The organism is Pontibacillus halophilus JSM 076056 = DSM 19796 (genome assembly GCF_000425205.1).
In the GTDB taxonomy this organism is placed as follows: domain Bacteria; phylum Bacillota; class Bacilli; order Bacillales; family BH030062; genus Pontibacillus_A; species Pontibacillus_A halophilus.
On sequence record NZ_AULI01000006.1, the window covers coordinates 123,427 to 139,132 of the forward strand.

Sequence of the window (15,706 nt, forward strand, 5' to 3'; positions counted from 1 at the left end):
GATCATCCTTCCGCTTTAAGTTCCAATAGTAGGTCTCGAAGCTCAGCAGCTCTTTCAAAGTTAAGGTCTTTCGCAGCCTGCTTCATTTCTTGTTCCATATTTTGAATGACTTGTTCTCGTTCTTTCTTACTCATTTCGGACAAGTTCGGTTTATCATCTTGAGTTTCCTGCTCTTCAGAGGCAACAGTTGCTTGGATGACGTCCCGAATTTCCTTCTTAATCGTCGTTGGCGTCACGCCATGTTCTTTGTTATAGGCTATTTGTTTCTCTCGACGGCGATTCGTTTCCTCGATGGCAATTTCCATTGAATCTGTCATCTTATCTGCGTACATAATGACTTGTCCGTTTTCATTACGCGCGGCTCGACCAATCGTTTGAATAAGCGAACGTTGTGAACGCAAGAAGCCTTCCTTATCCGCATCTAGAATGGTGACAAGGGAAACTTCAGGTATATCAAGACCTTCACGAAGGAGGTTGATGCCGACAAGCACATCATACTTGCCGCGTCGTAAGTCTCGAATAATTTCAATTCGTTCTAGCGTCTTAATCTCAGAGTGTAAATAAGCCACTTTAATTTCAAGGTCTTTTAAATAAGCTGTTAAATCTTCCGACATCTTCTTCGTCAATGTTGTGACAAGTACTCGTTCATTACGCTCCTTACGAGCATGAATCTCTCCTACTAAGTCATCAACTTGACCCTGGATAGGACGTACCGTAATTTCTGGGTCTAGTAGACCAGTTGGTCGAATAATCTGTTCTACCATTTCTTCGGTGTGCTCTTGCTCATAAGGTCCAGGAGTCGCAGACACGTATACGGATTGATTCACTTTCTTCTCATACTCACCAAATGTTAATGGGCGATTATCCAACGCAGACGGAAGACGGAAACCGTGGTCAACCAGTACATTTTTACGTGCTTGGTCTCCATTGAACATTCCTCGTATCTGAGGCAAAGTAACGTGCGACTCATCAACAATCATCAGAAAGTCTTCTGGGAAATAGTCAATAAGCGTATACGGTGTCGATCCCGCTTCACGTAAAGTTAGATGTCTCGAATAGTTCTCAATACCAGAGCAAAAGCCCATTTCGCGCATCATCTCTAAGTCATATTGAGTTCGCTGCTCAAGACGTTGAGCTTCTAGAAGTTTGTTCTCTTCTCGGAACTTCTTCAGTTGTTCATGTAGCTCTGCCTCAATATTCTTAATGGCTACTTTCATCTTTTCTTCGCGAGTTACGAAGTGGGATGCTGGGAAGATTGCTACGTGTTCACGGTCGCCTAGTATTTCACCTGTGAGCGCATCGACCTCACGAATACGGTCAATTTCGTCACCGAAAAACTCCACACGAATACAATGCTCTTCCCTCGAGGCTGGGATTATTTCGACTGAATCCCCTCGCACTCGGAACGTTCCGCGCTGGAAGTCAATGTCGTTCCTCGCATATTGAATATCAACTAAGTCTCGTAGAAGTTGATCACGGTCTTTCTCCATCCCCGTTCGGACGGATAGGACTAAATTTCGATACTCTTCAGGAGAACCCAACCCGTAAATACACGAGACACTTGCGACAATAATCACGTCATTCCGTTCAAATAGGGATGACGTTGCAGAGTGTCGCAATTTATCAATCTCGTCATTGATATTAGCGTCTTTCTCAATGAAGGTATCCGTTGAAGGAACATAGGCTTCTGGCTGATAATAGTCGTAATAACTTACAAAATATTCAACTGCATTGTTCGGGAAGAATTCTTTAAACTCGCTGTAAAGCTGACCGGCCAGCGTTTTGTTATGTGCGATGACCAATGTTGGCTTATTGACTTCTTTAATGACATTGGACATGGTAAATGTCTTTCCCGTACCTGTTGCACCTAGAAGCGTCTGATGCCGTTCTCCGTTAAGTATTCCTTGCTTAATCTTCTCAATCGCTCGAGGCTGGTCTCCTTGAGGATCATAATTTGAGTGAAGCTGAAACTGATTGTTCAAACTGTGCAACCTCCCATCTATTCGACTGAACATACTCGTAGTTTACCACAAAGTTCATTCATTTTAACATTGACACGAACAAACATTCGATTCATATGCTCATAAAGAGAAAAAAGCTATAGCACGAGGCTATAGCTTTCTATTGACTGTATTCGTTACTCTCAAACAAATCAATTAATTCAATATCAGGGTGTTTGTCCTTAAACCAGCGCAAGGAGAAATCGTTCTTGAAGAGAGCTAAGTGATTTCCTTCTCGGTCTTTCACAAGCTTACTACGATCATCAAACAAGGAATAGTCAACTTGTTCTTCCTTCAACCAGCGTGGTATTCGTTCCCCAATTGTTTCAAAGATCACTTCAACGTTATATTCATTTTTAAGACGGTATTCAAATACATCATATTGAAGCTCTCCAACAGCCCCAACGATATATTCATCCATTTTGGCTCCTCTGAACAATTGGATGGCACCTTCTTGTACGAGCTGCTCCATCCCTTTCTTAAACTGTTTGGATTTCATAACGTTTTTCACTGTAGCGCGCTTGAACAGTTCTGGCGGGAACTGAGGAAGTTCTTCGTACTCGAACGTATTCTTTCCTTCCACTAGGGTATCCCCAATGCGATAGACGTTCGGATCATATATTCCAATAATGTCACCTGCATATGCTTCTTCCACCGTTTCACGCGAGGAGGCGACAAATTGTTGCGTCTGGGAAACCTTAAATGCTTTCCCTGTACGGTGCAAGGTTACGTTCATCCCTCGTTCAAACTTTCCTGAACACACGCGCACAAAGGCGACACGGTCACGGTGAGCTGGGTTCATGTTCGCTTGGATTTTGAAGATAAATCCAGAGAATTGTTCTTTCTCAGGGGCAACAAGGTCTCCTGATGCTTTTCTAGGGGCTGGAGAAGGTGCCATGTTTAAGAACGTATTAAAGAAGGATTCCACCCCAAAGGGTGCCAATGCACTACCGAAGAATACCGGAGTTTGTTCTCCATTCTGAATGGCTTCCATAGAATAAGGTTCTCCCGCTTCCTGTAGCAATTCAACTTCTTCCTTAGCGGATTGGAACGTTCCACTCTCTGTGAGTTCAGGATACTGGTCATACTCTGAGCCTGGAATGACGTTCTCTTCTTCGTTCCCAGTATACTGAATGAAGCGGTCTTCTAGACGGTCGAAGATCCCAAGGAATCGCTTACCCATCCCAGCTGGCCAATTCATTGCATAAGTCTCAATTCCAAGAACCTCTTCAATTTCATCCAATAACTCAAATGGGTCTTTCCCTTCACGGTCTAATTTGTTAATGAACGTGAAGATTGGAATCCCTCTCATCTTACAAACTTTAAAGAGCTTGATGGTCTGGGGTTCAATCCCCTTTGTTCCATCAATCACCATAACTACGCTATCAACAGCTGTGAGGGTGCGGTAGGTATCCTCACTAAAGTCTTCGTGTCCCGGGGTATCCAAGATATTAACTGCGTAGCCTTCATAGTCAAAGTGCATGACGGAGGACGTTACAGAGATGCCTCGCTTCTTCTCAATATCCATCCAATCTGATGTAGCGAATTTCCCTGACTTCTTCCCTTTAACTGTTCCGGATTCTCGAATTAAGTTTCCGAATAACAGAAATTTCTCAGTTAGTGTTGTTTTCCCTGCGTCAGGGTGAGAGATAATGGCGAACGTGCGCCTCTTGTTTACTTCATCTTGAATCGTCATGATCATGTCTCCTGTCTTCTTGCAATCTACTTCCTATTCTACCTAATAACTAGACAAAGTTTCAAAATAAAAATGAAGAGCTGCAACAAGCAGCTCTTCTTATTAAGAATCACTTCGCGTTTCTTGATCCAATACCATAATTTGGCCTTGCTTCTCTTCTTTAAGCAACGTATGCAAGAGAGCAGTGGCCAGCTTATTTGGTGGATAAGGCTTTGTTAAATATTGATGAACTCCAAGCTTTTCACCACGAAGCTGCTCATCGAGTGCAGTTGAGACAACAATTGGCACGCGGCTTAAGTTTGGATGCTCTTTCACTTGTTCGATAAACTCCCATCCGTTCATTCCATCACCTAACATCACATCAACTACAAATGCATCTGGTTTGGAATCTTTAAGAGCATGCAAGGCGGATTCACCTGACGTGCAATGCAAGACATTCATCCCTGCATCTTGTAGTTCGTCTTTAAATAAGAGAGAAAGACTATAATCGTCTTCTACCACCATCACGAGCGGGAGCTGATGGTCAACTTCTCCTGTAGGTTGTCGTGTAACAGCACGATGCTGCAATGGGAGTTGAATTGTAAATACACTACCTTCACCAATTTCTGAGCGAACTGAAATTTTCCCACCATGTGCTTCAACAATTTCTTTACAAATTGAGAGTCCAAGACCAGTGCCACCAATCTTTCTTCGATCTGAGTTGTCGATACGATGGAATTTCTTAAATAGCTTCGGCAATTCACCATCAGGTATACCTAGCCCATCATCCGCAATATGAATGTACAACGATTCCTCATTGTTCGTTAGAGAGACAATTACATCTCCTCCGTTTGGTGAGAATTTCACTGCGTTGCTAATCAAGTTGGTATAAAGCTGGATCATTTTTGAACGGTCTGCGTGTACGATATGACTAGAGGAATGGTCATAAATCTCAAAACGATGATTGTTATGATTTACTCTAAACCCTTCTAGCACCTCGCTCGCAACTTCAGCTAGATTTACTTCCTGTTTCTCGTATGTTTGCTTACCAGCTTCCATGCGTTGGACGTCTAAGAAGTCATTGATTAGGTTCGTGAGTCGGTCCGCTTCTTTATGGATGGTTTCTAAATAACGCTTTTGACGCTCAGGTTTCAATTCTCGCTTCAACATCAACTCTGTAAATCCTAACACACTTGCTAATGGTGTACGCAATTCATGACTTACGGTGCTTACGAGTTCAGATTTCATTTGGTCTACCTCGTACTCAGAGGTAATATCTCGGTGGACAAATAACGTCCCTACTTTCGTCTGATGCCTGAAAATGGTTTGAGCATACGCTTCAATCACACGGCGATGTGGAACATGAAGCTCAAATCTAAACGACGTAGGAGTCTCTATAATTGTAAATGTAGAATCATAGAAATGCGTTCGCAATTGTTCAGGGTCGTCCGTTCGGCTTTCAAATTGTTGCAACCATTCCTCAAACTTCATGTTCGTATTGTCAGTGGATATAGGGATTAGATCTTGAAGCTTATCATTCAGTTGGACAAGTTCTCCATTGCTATCCACGAATTGAATCGCTTCGTTTACATTATCAATAACATCTTGGTTTAACTGGCGATTTGCTTCTGTCTCTTCATATAAGAAGATCTTCTCAAATGATAAAGAAACCCGGTTTAATACCCCAATAAGTTCATCAAGCTCTTCATCTCGGAAAGGCAACCCAATTCTAGTACAGACAAAGACAGCCACCAGTGTACCGTCCGAATCAAAAATCGGCGCGTAAGCATCGTAAACAAGAACTGTAGAAGATAAATAACCTTGTTCTTCGGGGCTTGCTTGTCTTGTCACAATATGCGGTTTCCCCGTTTCCTTTAGACGTACGGCAAGATTGGTATCCCGATGGGCCATAAACCGTTCCACATCGTTAGAATGAATTCCCATAGAAGCCACATCATCAGACTCTTCAAGGTAAAGTAACCCTTTCTCAAAGTCGAAAATTTGAGATAGCTGTTGCAACACTTTATCCATCAAAGGCCCCTTCTCAAGGGTGATAGAGAGGGCATGATTCAATTCATTAAAGTGATGGAGCCGCTCTTGTTGTCGATTTGATTGTTCGAGGAGCCCCATTAAATCAGCTTCCGCCTCTTTAATCTTTGTAATGTCGAATTGAATGATGACATATTTCTCAATCTTATCCTCTTCATCTTTATAAGGAACAATTGTTGTATCTACCCAATAGTAGGTTCCATCCTTGGCTTGATTCCTCACTTCTCCCTTCCAAGTACCACCTTTACTAATCGTTTGAGACATGGTCTTAAAGAAAGAGTCCTCGTGGTATTCAGAATTTAACATCCATCGGTCTTTCCCAATTAACTCATCCGTACTATATTTCGAAACCTCACAGAACTTATCATTCACATAAATAGCTTTTCCTTTTAAGTCGATAATTGATAGAATCGTTGCTTCGTTTATCGCAGTATTCAAGTTACGAACATCGTTCAAGGAGTGTTCCAATCGCTCTTGTTGTTCCGTTAATTCATCTTGTTGAGCCATTAACTCTTCGTTATGAGCCTGTAGATCTGTCTCACGTTCTTGGATAATCCTAGCCATGTGTGAGAAAGCACGACTTAACGTGCCAAGTTCATCTTCTCGTCTATACGCTTCTAGTTGAACCTCATCTCCAGCTGCTATCCGTTCCGATGCTAAGGATAACTCTTGCAATGGAACCCCGATTCGGCGAGACATATTTTTCGTCGCCAGACTTAGAACGGCTAATAGAAGAGCAATAAATAGAATCATAGAAAACGAGGTGTAATCAAGACGGTTCATTAACGTGTTATGAGCCTCAGCAATTTGTTCACTCTTGTTCGCTTCAAGGTCCCCTAACTGCCCATACAGCTCGTTAATCGTGTCTGTTGCACCAGAAGTTGAAATGTCTTGAATACCTTCATAATCTTCTTGATTGACGAGGTTCCTTACTTGAGGTACTAGTTCATCCCAGTAATTCGCAGTGAATGCACGAATTTCATTCATAACAGCTTCTTCATTTGGAGATGTATCCATGGCATCAAATTCCCGTAATGCAAGGGACAGCTCCTTATAGGCCTCTTCCCCTTTTTGAAGCTCAGCTTCGTTTTGTAAGGCTATGTATCCCCGGATTCTAAGAATCATATCCCCAAACGAATCTTCCACTTCACTTATAACAGACATCTCATTCGTCAGTGTATCCCTTTTCTCTAAATAAGCAGACTTCATCCCTTTTTCTACAACGTACAGACTGCATACTCCAATGACTGCTACAATTAATACAGTCATCATCATAAATAAGTACTGTCTACGTATACTCTTTCTGAAATAATTAGGCATTCAGAATTTCCTCCACTAGGTCTAGCAATTGAAGAGGACTGAACGGTTTAGCCATATAATAGTTAATCCCAGCTTCCTGTGAAGTCTCAATATCACTTTGCTGGTTCTTAGCGCTAAGCATCAGAATTTGAATGTCTTGATGACTATCCATATTCCGAATCTGCTTAGCCACTTCAATGCCTGTATACTCAGGCATCATATAATCTAAAATAATTAAATCATAATCTCCTGAACCCGCCTTCTCAAGCGCTTCCCTTCCATCTTCCGCTTCATCTATTTCATAACCTTCGTCTTCCAATGTATCAACAATCAACATACGCAAGACTTCTTCATCATCCGCTAATAGTATTCGTTTCATCTCAATCCCCCTACGTAAGCATTAACATACGATCAGCTAGTCGCTTCACACGTATCTCTAACTCATGAATATTAAACGGTTTAGTTAAATAATCATCTGCACCTAACTCTAGTGCCCTTACAATATCTTTATCTTCTTTCCTGCCGGTCAACATAATAATAACAAAGTCTTTTACGTCACACTCATTCCTCATTCTCTCTAGAACATCAAGACCATCCATATCTGGCATGACTCCATCTAGCAACAACACAAATTTCCCACCTTGCTTATGCCAGTTTGAGTCAAAGAACGATGCGCCTCCGAGGAACGATTTCACTTCCGTTTTATACCCATCAAATTGTACATTCTGCAAATGGTCTCGAAGAACATCGTGAATAACAGGGTCATCATCAATAATGCCTATGCGAAGCGTCTGGTCAATCGTATGGTCGATAACAAGAGGAAGGTCTTCCTCTGTTCGAATTTGGTTGCGCCCATTCGATTTGGCTTCATATAGAAGTTGGTCTGCTCTCTTAATCATAGATTCTACTGACTCGTGATTACGATATGACACTACCCCACTAGAAAAGGTACAAGAGAAGTCTTCAGTAGCACCGTGGAAAACTTCCTGTTGGAAAACATTCAATAATCTCGAGATGCCCCATTTCCCTTCTTCAACCTTCGTCTGTGGCATCAATACCATGAATTCTTCTCCGCCATACCGAATGAAGAAGTCACCTTTACGTTTGTATGTAAGAACAAGGGAGCTGAATGTAGACAACACGTTATCCCCTACATCATGCCCATACGTATCGTTTACGGATTTAAACTTGTCAATATCGAGTATAGCTAGTGAGAAATCAATGTTGTTCCGCTCATACTCTGCCACTTGACGCTCTAATTCGTCATGTAGAAATTTACGATTGTACGCGCCTGTAAGTTCATCTAAGAGGATTTGTCTAGTTAACAACTTACGGTGTTCTAGCCTTGCCTTCAGCAACACCTTTAACTCATCCACTTCTATTGGTTTCGGGAAGAAATCAAATCCTCCTGCCCTATAAACATTCATCCTCATGTACTTCGAATCGTCTGCACTAATGACCATAATGGGTATAAGCAACTGCTTCGCTTTCTCGACAATTTGTTCAAGCACTTCAAAACCACTCTCAGACTCCAAATACATATCTAACAACACATAATCAGGCTTCTGACTATAGAAGATTTCGACCGCCTTTTCCACATTCGTAGCCAAGAGAACCGCATATTGTTCATTCTCCAATTCTTCCTTTAATAACGCAAGCATCTGTACCTCATCCTCGATTACAAGAATAAGAGGTTGATCTGGAAGCTGATTTCGGAGAGGAGTTTGTATTTCAGGGGTTAATACATCTTCATACGTACGAATATACTCTGAAACAGGTTCAATAAGAGCTTGCCATTCCCTTACTTCCCATATTTGCTTTGTCAGTACCACCAAATGATTCAACAACGTTTCAGCAACGTTTGTCAGCTCAGGTAACCCTATAGAGGCTGCTGTCCCTTTGATGGAATGAAGAAATTGATATATTTCCTCTTTCATGACAGTTGGACGCCCTTCCCAGTCTCCTAGCGTATTTTTGAGACGTTGTACAAACTTCATCTGATACTTCTTCAATAACTATCCCTCCAACAAGATCTGAGAACCAAACTAGAACTTTCTAATGTTCGATTTATTTACATTTTACTACAATATTCTCCAACCAAAAGAGCTATTTTGAAGAAGAGTTAGATGAACTTTACACGTTACAACATAAAATAAAGACCTAAGCACATCTGATTGTGCTTAGGCCTCTCTTATTTAGCGTACATCATCACGACGTTTCTTCTCTTTAACAAATAATAAACCGAGCTCATGATGGTCGCCCTCATACATAGCTTGCTGAGTAAATCGAATTTCTCCGTTCGAATCACGTACATCGACTTTGGTAAACGCTCGATTTGCCTGCAATGCATGATAGAAGCTCTCTTCATCATAAACAGACAATCCATTCACCTTCTCAATACGTTCCCCAATTAGGATACCCATTTTGTGGGCTGGAGAGCCCGGAATGATTCCAAGCACAGGCAATCCTTCAGACCGAGGTGTAAAGAATGGTGAGATTCCACGATCTTTCTTATAGAGTACATAAGCAATGGCGACCCTTAACAGGAAAACAACCAGAAGGCTTATCATCATATACATAGGGGAAAGCCATAGACCCACAACCCCTAGCACTGTTGTGATCACACTTAAGCCAATTACTTGTTTACCTAATCGCTTCGCCCCTTCTTCAGGCGCGAACCCTCGGAACACTTGCTCAAATCCAATGTACATCGGGAGCGCGATAAGCCCATATTCATTTCCGCCTAAGTTAAATAACGGCCACCACGGTGCAAACGATGTCAACGCCCCACCTGGCACGATGAAGAATAACGGCAACACGCTAAATTTCTTAATGCGATGCTGACCAATCAGTTTGCCTCGGCTACTCTTCACGTATTGAGGATAACTCTGGTCATAGGGTTGACGAACCATAAGCATTCCTTCATAGAGAAGGAGTAGTCCAAGTAGAATGACAACAGGGGCTAGTTCATAACCTTCCCAATTGGTAGTCCACGATGTCGGCATAAACGTAACCTCTACATAAGAAGCCCCCCAAAGGAGGAGACCTGCAAGGAAGATTGTGTAGGCCGGGGACAACAAGTGAAAACGAGTCCATAATGAACTAACCAACATTGCAATACTGATCGCTACCATCATTTCTAGCGAGACGACAAATCCTGTTCCAACTATTAAAACAGAAAGAATCGCACCCGTTACCATACTAATGAACCAAGTATGGCTCCATTCCGCAAATGGGTCGAAAATTCTTGTACCAAAGTCTTTTCGCTCTAATTTAATCCGTCGAATCGACGTTAACAGTACAATCACAATCGACCAATATGTAATAGGGTTTAAAAAGAACTTTCCAACCCCTTTCAAAATCTCGATGAACCAATCAAACATGATGTTGTTCCCTCCACTAAGTCAGTCAACGAATAGAAAAATCCGCAGCACCAGGCTACGGATATAATTCTATATCATTTCGTAAAATCCTGCTTTAGGATTTAAATAAAGATTGAAGTGCTCGGTCGAGCTGCGTGTCATTCTCTTCTGAACGAACCTGCTCTGTTACTTGAGACTCAATTCCATTTGCAGTTTCTTCATTCACTTTACCAGTTACTTCAATGCCAGCATCTCGTTGGAAATTCTTAACTGCTTTCTCTGTTTCTTGACTATAGTACCCATCTTTACGCCCGGGGTCATAACCAAGACCAGCTAGCATCTCCTGCACATTTGCAACTTTCTCACTGTTATCGTTGTATTGGAGTTCTCCCTCGTCTAGTTGAATGGGATTGCTATAGAAGTACGAAGGTAGCTTCGCCTCTATCGTCGGTTTAATTCCGTCTTCATGAATCCAATTGCCGTTAGGAGTGAGCCATTTCATAATCGTGAGTTTAATATTGCTACCATCGCCTAATGGAACAGCTTGTTGCACGGTACCCTTACCAAATGTCGTTTCTCCAACGAGGTCGTAACCACCAGCCTCTTGCATGGCACCAGCCAGAATCTCAGAAGCAGATGCACTTCCCTCATTAATTAATACGTTGATTGGGTAGTCTTTTTTGTCGGTACGGCTCGAATAAATCCGCTCTTTCTCACCAGCGCTATTCTCTAACTGAACATAGGGTTGGTCCTTCGTAATAAAGTTCTTCAATATATCCTCCGCAGCAGTAAAGAGGCCACCGGGGTTGCCGCGAACATCAATAACGAGACCTTCAATTCCTTCATCTTCAAGCGCAGCTAACTTCTCATTAAAGTCCGCAGCGGTTTCAGATGCAAAGGATGTAATTTCAAGCACACCGACTTTCTTGCCGTCTATTTCTTCCGTGCTAGAATACACAGTTTCAATCGGAATCGTGTCTCGCTTCACTTCAATACTTAAGTTCTCAGACACATTGGGGCGATTTACTTCTAGGGTAACCGTTGACCCTTTCTCACCTCTAATTTTCAGTACAGCTTCATATAAATCCAAGCCTTCTATACTTTCCCCATCTACGGAGACAATTTGATCGTTTGGCTTCAGTCCAGCTTTCTCTGCGGGTGAACCTTTGAAAGGAGATACGATGGTTACTTTACCATCTACCATACTGACTTCCGTACCAATCCCTTCAAACGTTGACTCTATGGATTGATTGAACTGATCCATCGTTTCCTTATCCATATATACACTATATGGATCATCAAGGGTCTCAAGCATTCCTTGAATAGCTCCTTCGACAAGCTGAGTATGTTCAGCCCCCTCGACATATTGCTCTTGAATGAGCTTGTACGCTTGATTGACTTTAGAAAGATCGCCTGTTTCTTCAGCAGTTCCTTCCTTCTTATCCCCTTGATCTTGTGGATCGCTAATTTGAATTTCATTCGTTTGGGCACTTAGGTCAAGAAATTGCGTCCCTGCAAACGTTAACCCTGCCCCTATAAACATGGACAATACTAGCAATAACGCCAGATAACTCTTCTTTACATTCATCCACCTTCACCTCAGCCCTCTATATTAAATCCCCATAATTTACGAAAAAGGCATCACACATAAAGTGCGATGCCTATTACATTATAATCTATGTTATAGAATTTACCAACATGTCCAATTTATAAATTAATATAATTGGCAGGGTTTACTGCATTGCTCTTGGAATAGTTCCAAGGACCTTTGTGGATTTCAAAGTGTAGGTGCTGCCCTGTAGAATGTCCAGTGTTCCCCATGTGTCCAATTGTTTGTCCTTGGGAAACCCTCTGACCTTTTGAAACAAGTCGGTTTGACATGTGTGCATATAGTGTTGTGTACATCTGCCCATCAATATAGTGAGTGATAAGCACTACATTTCCGTAGCTAGAAGAATGATACGAGCTAGAAACAGTTCCAGATGCAGATGCCTTAATTGGTACATCTACAGAGTTCGCAATATCAATACCTTCATGCATGCTTCCCCAACGAGGTCCATAGCCTGAAGTAAAGGTTCCGCTAGCAGGGCGAATGAAGCCACTAGATACTGGAGCTGGAGCTGGCGCTGGCTCTGTTGATTGTTTTTTAGAAGATGGAGACTTACTGCTAGGTGATGAAGAACTTCCACTAGAAGAAGATTTCTTAGCTGCTGCTTCTTTCTCTGCAGCCTCACGCTTCGCACGTTCTGCAGCTAGCTGTTCTTCAATGGAACGCTGTTCAGCTTTAGCTCGTTCAATTTCTTGTTGAGCGGCTGCTTTTTGGTCCGAAATAAGTTGTTGCTCTTCTTCCAAACTCATTTGATGCTTATGGAGTTGATCTTCTTCTAATTCTAATTCATCCATCAACTCTTCTTTATCCTCTTTTTGACTCGCTTGCTCTTCTTTTAGCTTTTCAAGTTCAGCTTTTTGACTCTCTAAATCCTTTTTCTTTTCTTCAAGCTCTACTTTCTTTTCTTCCACTTCGATTTTCTTTTGTTCTAGTGCTTTCTTATCTTCTGTAAGCTCATCCATAATCGACTTATCTTGGTCCATGATCTTCGTTACAGCTGTGCTTCGGTTTAAGAAATCACCAAAGTTTTGAGCGCCTAGGAGTACTTCAAGATAGTTAACGTCTCCACCATTCTTCTGAAGTGTACGAAGACGTTCTTTAAGTAATTGCTCGCGCTCATCAATGCTTTGGATTAATGCAACAATTTCTTCTTTCAACTGTTTTATTTCTTGTTCAGTTTGTTTAATTTCTTCTTCAGTCTGCTTAATTTCTGTTTGCTTGTTTTGTAGCTTTGTAGTCGTTTCACTAATCTTTTTATCTAGTTCCTCAATCTCACTATGAATCTCTTCTTGTTTATCATGGTTTTCATGGATTTTATCTTCAGTTTCTGAAAGGTCTCCATCAACCTCACTTTGTTTCTCATTAAGAGAACTTTGTTTATCTTCTAGTTCGTTTAGTTCCTCTTCTACTTCACCAAGGGATTTCGCTTGTACGGATGAAGCGGTCCCCGCTACAGTTGTTGCTGTCATTATCGCTACGATTGAAAGAATGCTCCCTAATCTCTTCATCTTCACAACTTTCTCCTTCCCACTCTTGAGCTCTTTATTTATACTTTCAAGAACTTCCTTACACTCATTACGCTTCCCCACACTCCAATAATCGCACCGATACCGAGCAAGATTAGTCCTAACTGGTACGCAAATGGATTAAATGGTAGTAACTTAATGAAATCAAAGTTGATTTGGTCTGCTAGGTTGTTGTACAAGTAATAGTAACCACCCATAACAAGACCAATTGGAATGATTGAACCTAGAATTCCAAGGAGTAAGCCTTCAACAAAGAATGGCCAGCGAATGAAACCATTTGTTGCTCCGACAAGTTTCATAATCCCAATCTCTTTGCTTCTCGCATGGATTGTAAGTTTAATCGTATTTGAAATCAGGAACATTGCAGTTAAGACAAGCCCAATAACAATAGCAAGACCAATGTATCTTGCATACTGGTTAAATGTAATAATCTTTCCAACGATGTCTTCTCCGTAATTGACTTCATTAACACCATCAAACGTGTTAATCTCTTCAGCAACGTCGAATGTATCAACGACGTCTACTGTATCAACGACAAAGGCATCGTTTAGAGGATTTTCCTGTTCAAACATTTCCCAGCTATTCCCTTCATCTCCCATGCTTTCCATGAGAGACTGCAATTCTTGATCCTTTGATGAGAATTTCACGGTATCCACTTCAGGAATCTGTGTAATCTTTTGTTCAATCGTATCGATGGTTTCTTGATCTGCTTCTAAGTTGACAAGAACCTTAATTTCTAAACCATCTTCTACGTTGTCCGCTATCTGATTTAAGTTCAACATAAGAGCAAGGAATACTCCTACGAGCAATAGCGTTGTTGTAACCGCCCCTACTGAAGCAATGGTCATCCAACCGTTCCGAACGATATTCTTGCTTCCATCGCGTACGTGACGTCCGAGGGTTCTAAATTTCATAACCGTATTCCCCCCTGTCTTCATCCCGTACAATCGTGCCATCTTCAAAGGCAATCACGCGTTTTCGAATGGCATTTACAATGTCACGGCTATGAGTTGCCATAATGACTGTTGTACCTCTGTTATTGATTTCTTCAAATATTTGCATAATCTCCCATGATGTTTCAGGATCAAGGTTCCCTGTTGGTTCATCTGCAATCACAATCTTAGGATTATTAATAATTGCTCGGGCAATTGATACCCGCTGCTGTTCCCCGCCTGATAACTCATCTGGTATTTGCCTTGCTTTATGTTTTAATTTCACTAAATCAAGTACATCCATTACTCGTTTTTTTATGTTTTTTGGGTTCTCTTCAATTACTTCAAGCGCAAATGCTAGATTCTCATAAACCGTCAAACGTGGTAGTAGTTTGAAATCTTGATAGACTACTCCGATGTCACGACGTAGGTAAGGAATCTTACGCTCTTTTAGCTTTCTTAAGTGAACACCATTTATAATAATTGAGCCATCTGTTGGCTTTTCTTCACGATATATTAAGCTTACAAATGTCGACTTTCCTGCCCCACTTGGGCCTACAACATACACAAATTCGCCTTGGCTTATGGATACGTCGATCCCATTGAGCGCACTGACGCCATTTGGGTACACCATCTGTACTCCCTGCATTTCTATCATTGTATAAACCACCTGTATCCCATGAATTGTTCTGTGATGTAAATTGTAAGTATATGTCCAAATTACCTAGTTCATTATAACATCTCAATTCGCTTTTTTTAGACATAAAATTATTACATTTTCATTGCAGAGATGTGTCATTTAGGAGAATATAGCAATATATTGTAACCTTTCGACAACATCTGAAATAAATAAAAAGAGACCTCTCGACAAATGAAAGATCTCTAAGGTTACATTCTATTATTCCATTGTTGAGAGCCACTTTGCTACATGCTCTGCTTCTTGGCCTTCAATCACTTTCGGAGGCATAATGCCTTTCCCGTTCTGAATGATACTCAGAATTTCTTCTTCAGAGTATTTAGTTCCGACTTGTGTAAGTCCAGGACCTGAACCTCCACCGAGTTGCTGACCATGGCAACTTGCACAATTCGCCTGAAATACTTCCTCAGCTCCAGTAGCACTGTACTCTTTGACTTCTTGCTCACTTTCCTCTGCGGGAGCAGCATCTTCATTTCCTCCTCCGCCACATGCGGATAGAAGTAACACTGCACCGAATAAGGATGCGAATAATTTCATTTTCACGTTGCATTTCCCTC

General features: G+C 41.5%; 11 protein-coding genes. All 11 read right to left on the reverse strand.

Annotation, left to right across the window (positions count from 1 at the left end):
• Window positions 1–2: 2 nt before the first annotated feature.
• The 11 genes from uvrB to cccB all read right to left on the reverse strand — a co-directional run bounded on the left by uvrB (window position 3) and on the right by cccB (window position 15,686).
• Window positions 3–1,982 (reverse strand): excinuclease ABC subunit UvrB, encoded by a 1,980-nt coding sequence (gene uvrB / locus H513_RS0106410; RefSeq protein ID WP_026800006.1) that lies wholly within the window; start codon window positions 1,980–1,982, stop codon window positions 3–5.
• A 139-nt stretch (window positions 1,983–2,121) separates the two neighbouring features.
• A complete protein-coding gene (locus H513_RS0106415; protein ID WP_026800007.1) occupies window positions 2,122–3,696 on the reverse strand; it encodes a peptide chain release factor 3 in 1,575 nt (524 codons plus the stop codon).
• Window positions 3,697–3,798: 102 nt separating this feature from the next.
• Window positions 3,799–7,044 carry an ATP-binding protein gene (locus H513_RS20820; RefSeq protein ID WP_026800008.1) on the reverse strand — a complete coding sequence of 1,082 codons (3,246 nt, stop codon included), beginning with the start codon at window positions 7,042–7,044 and terminating at the stop codon, window positions 3,799–3,801.
• Complete coding sequence (locus H513_RS0106425; RefSeq protein ID WP_026800009.1) at window positions 7,037–7,402, reverse strand: response regulator; 366 nt, start codon at window positions 7,400–7,402, stop codon at window positions 7,037–7,039. Before H513_RS0106425 ends, H513_RS20820 begins: the two co-directional genes overlap by 8 nt.
• A gap of 10 nt (window positions 7,403–7,412) precedes the next feature.
• Complete coding sequence (locus tag H513_RS19685) at window positions 7,413–9,035, reverse strand: diguanylate cyclase (protein ID WP_051239719.1); 1,623 nt, start codon at window positions 9,033–9,035, stop codon at window positions 7,413–7,415.
• Window positions 9,036–9,218: 183 nt separating this feature from the next.
• The gene (locus H513_RS0106435) at window positions 9,219–10,406 is read right to left on the reverse strand and encodes a PDZ domain-containing protein (RefSeq protein WP_026800010.1); all 1,188 of its coding nucleotides are present in this window, start codon (window positions 10,404–10,406) and stop codon (window positions 9,219–9,221) included.
• Between the two features lie 94 nt (window positions 10,407–10,500).
• Window positions 10,501–11,973 (reverse strand): S41 family peptidase, encoded by a 1,473-nt coding sequence (locus H513_RS0106440; RefSeq protein WP_026800011.1) that lies wholly within the window; start codon window positions 11,971–11,973, stop codon window positions 10,501–10,503.
• Between the two features lie 119 nt (window positions 11,974–12,092).
• Complete coding sequence (locus tag H513_RS22215; protein WP_026800012.1) at window positions 12,093–13,502, reverse strand: murein hydrolase activator EnvC family protein; 1,410 nt, start codon at window positions 13,500–13,502, stop codon at window positions 12,093–12,095.
• Window positions 13,503–13,540: 38 nt separating this feature from the next.
• Window positions 13,541–14,434: a permease-like cell division protein FtsX gene (gene ftsX, locus H513_RS0106450; RefSeq protein WP_026800013.1), complete on the reverse strand. Its 894-nt coding sequence runs from the start codon at window positions 14,432–14,434 to the stop codon at window positions 13,541–13,543.
• On the reverse strand, window positions 14,424–15,110 hold the full coding sequence (ftsE, locus tag H513_RS0106455; RefSeq protein WP_026800014.1) for a cell division ATP-binding protein FtsE: 687 nt from the start codon (window positions 15,108–15,110) through the stop codon (window positions 14,424–14,426). Before ftsE ends, ftsX begins: the two co-directional genes overlap by 11 nt.
• Before the next feature lie 240 nt (window positions 15,111–15,350).
• Window positions 15,351–15,686 carry a cytochrome c551 gene (cccB, locus tag H513_RS0106460; protein ID WP_051239753.1) on the reverse strand — a complete coding sequence of 112 codons (336 nt, stop codon included), beginning with the start codon at window positions 15,684–15,686 and terminating at the stop codon, window positions 15,351–15,353.
• Window positions 15,687–15,706: the final 20 nt, after the last annotated feature.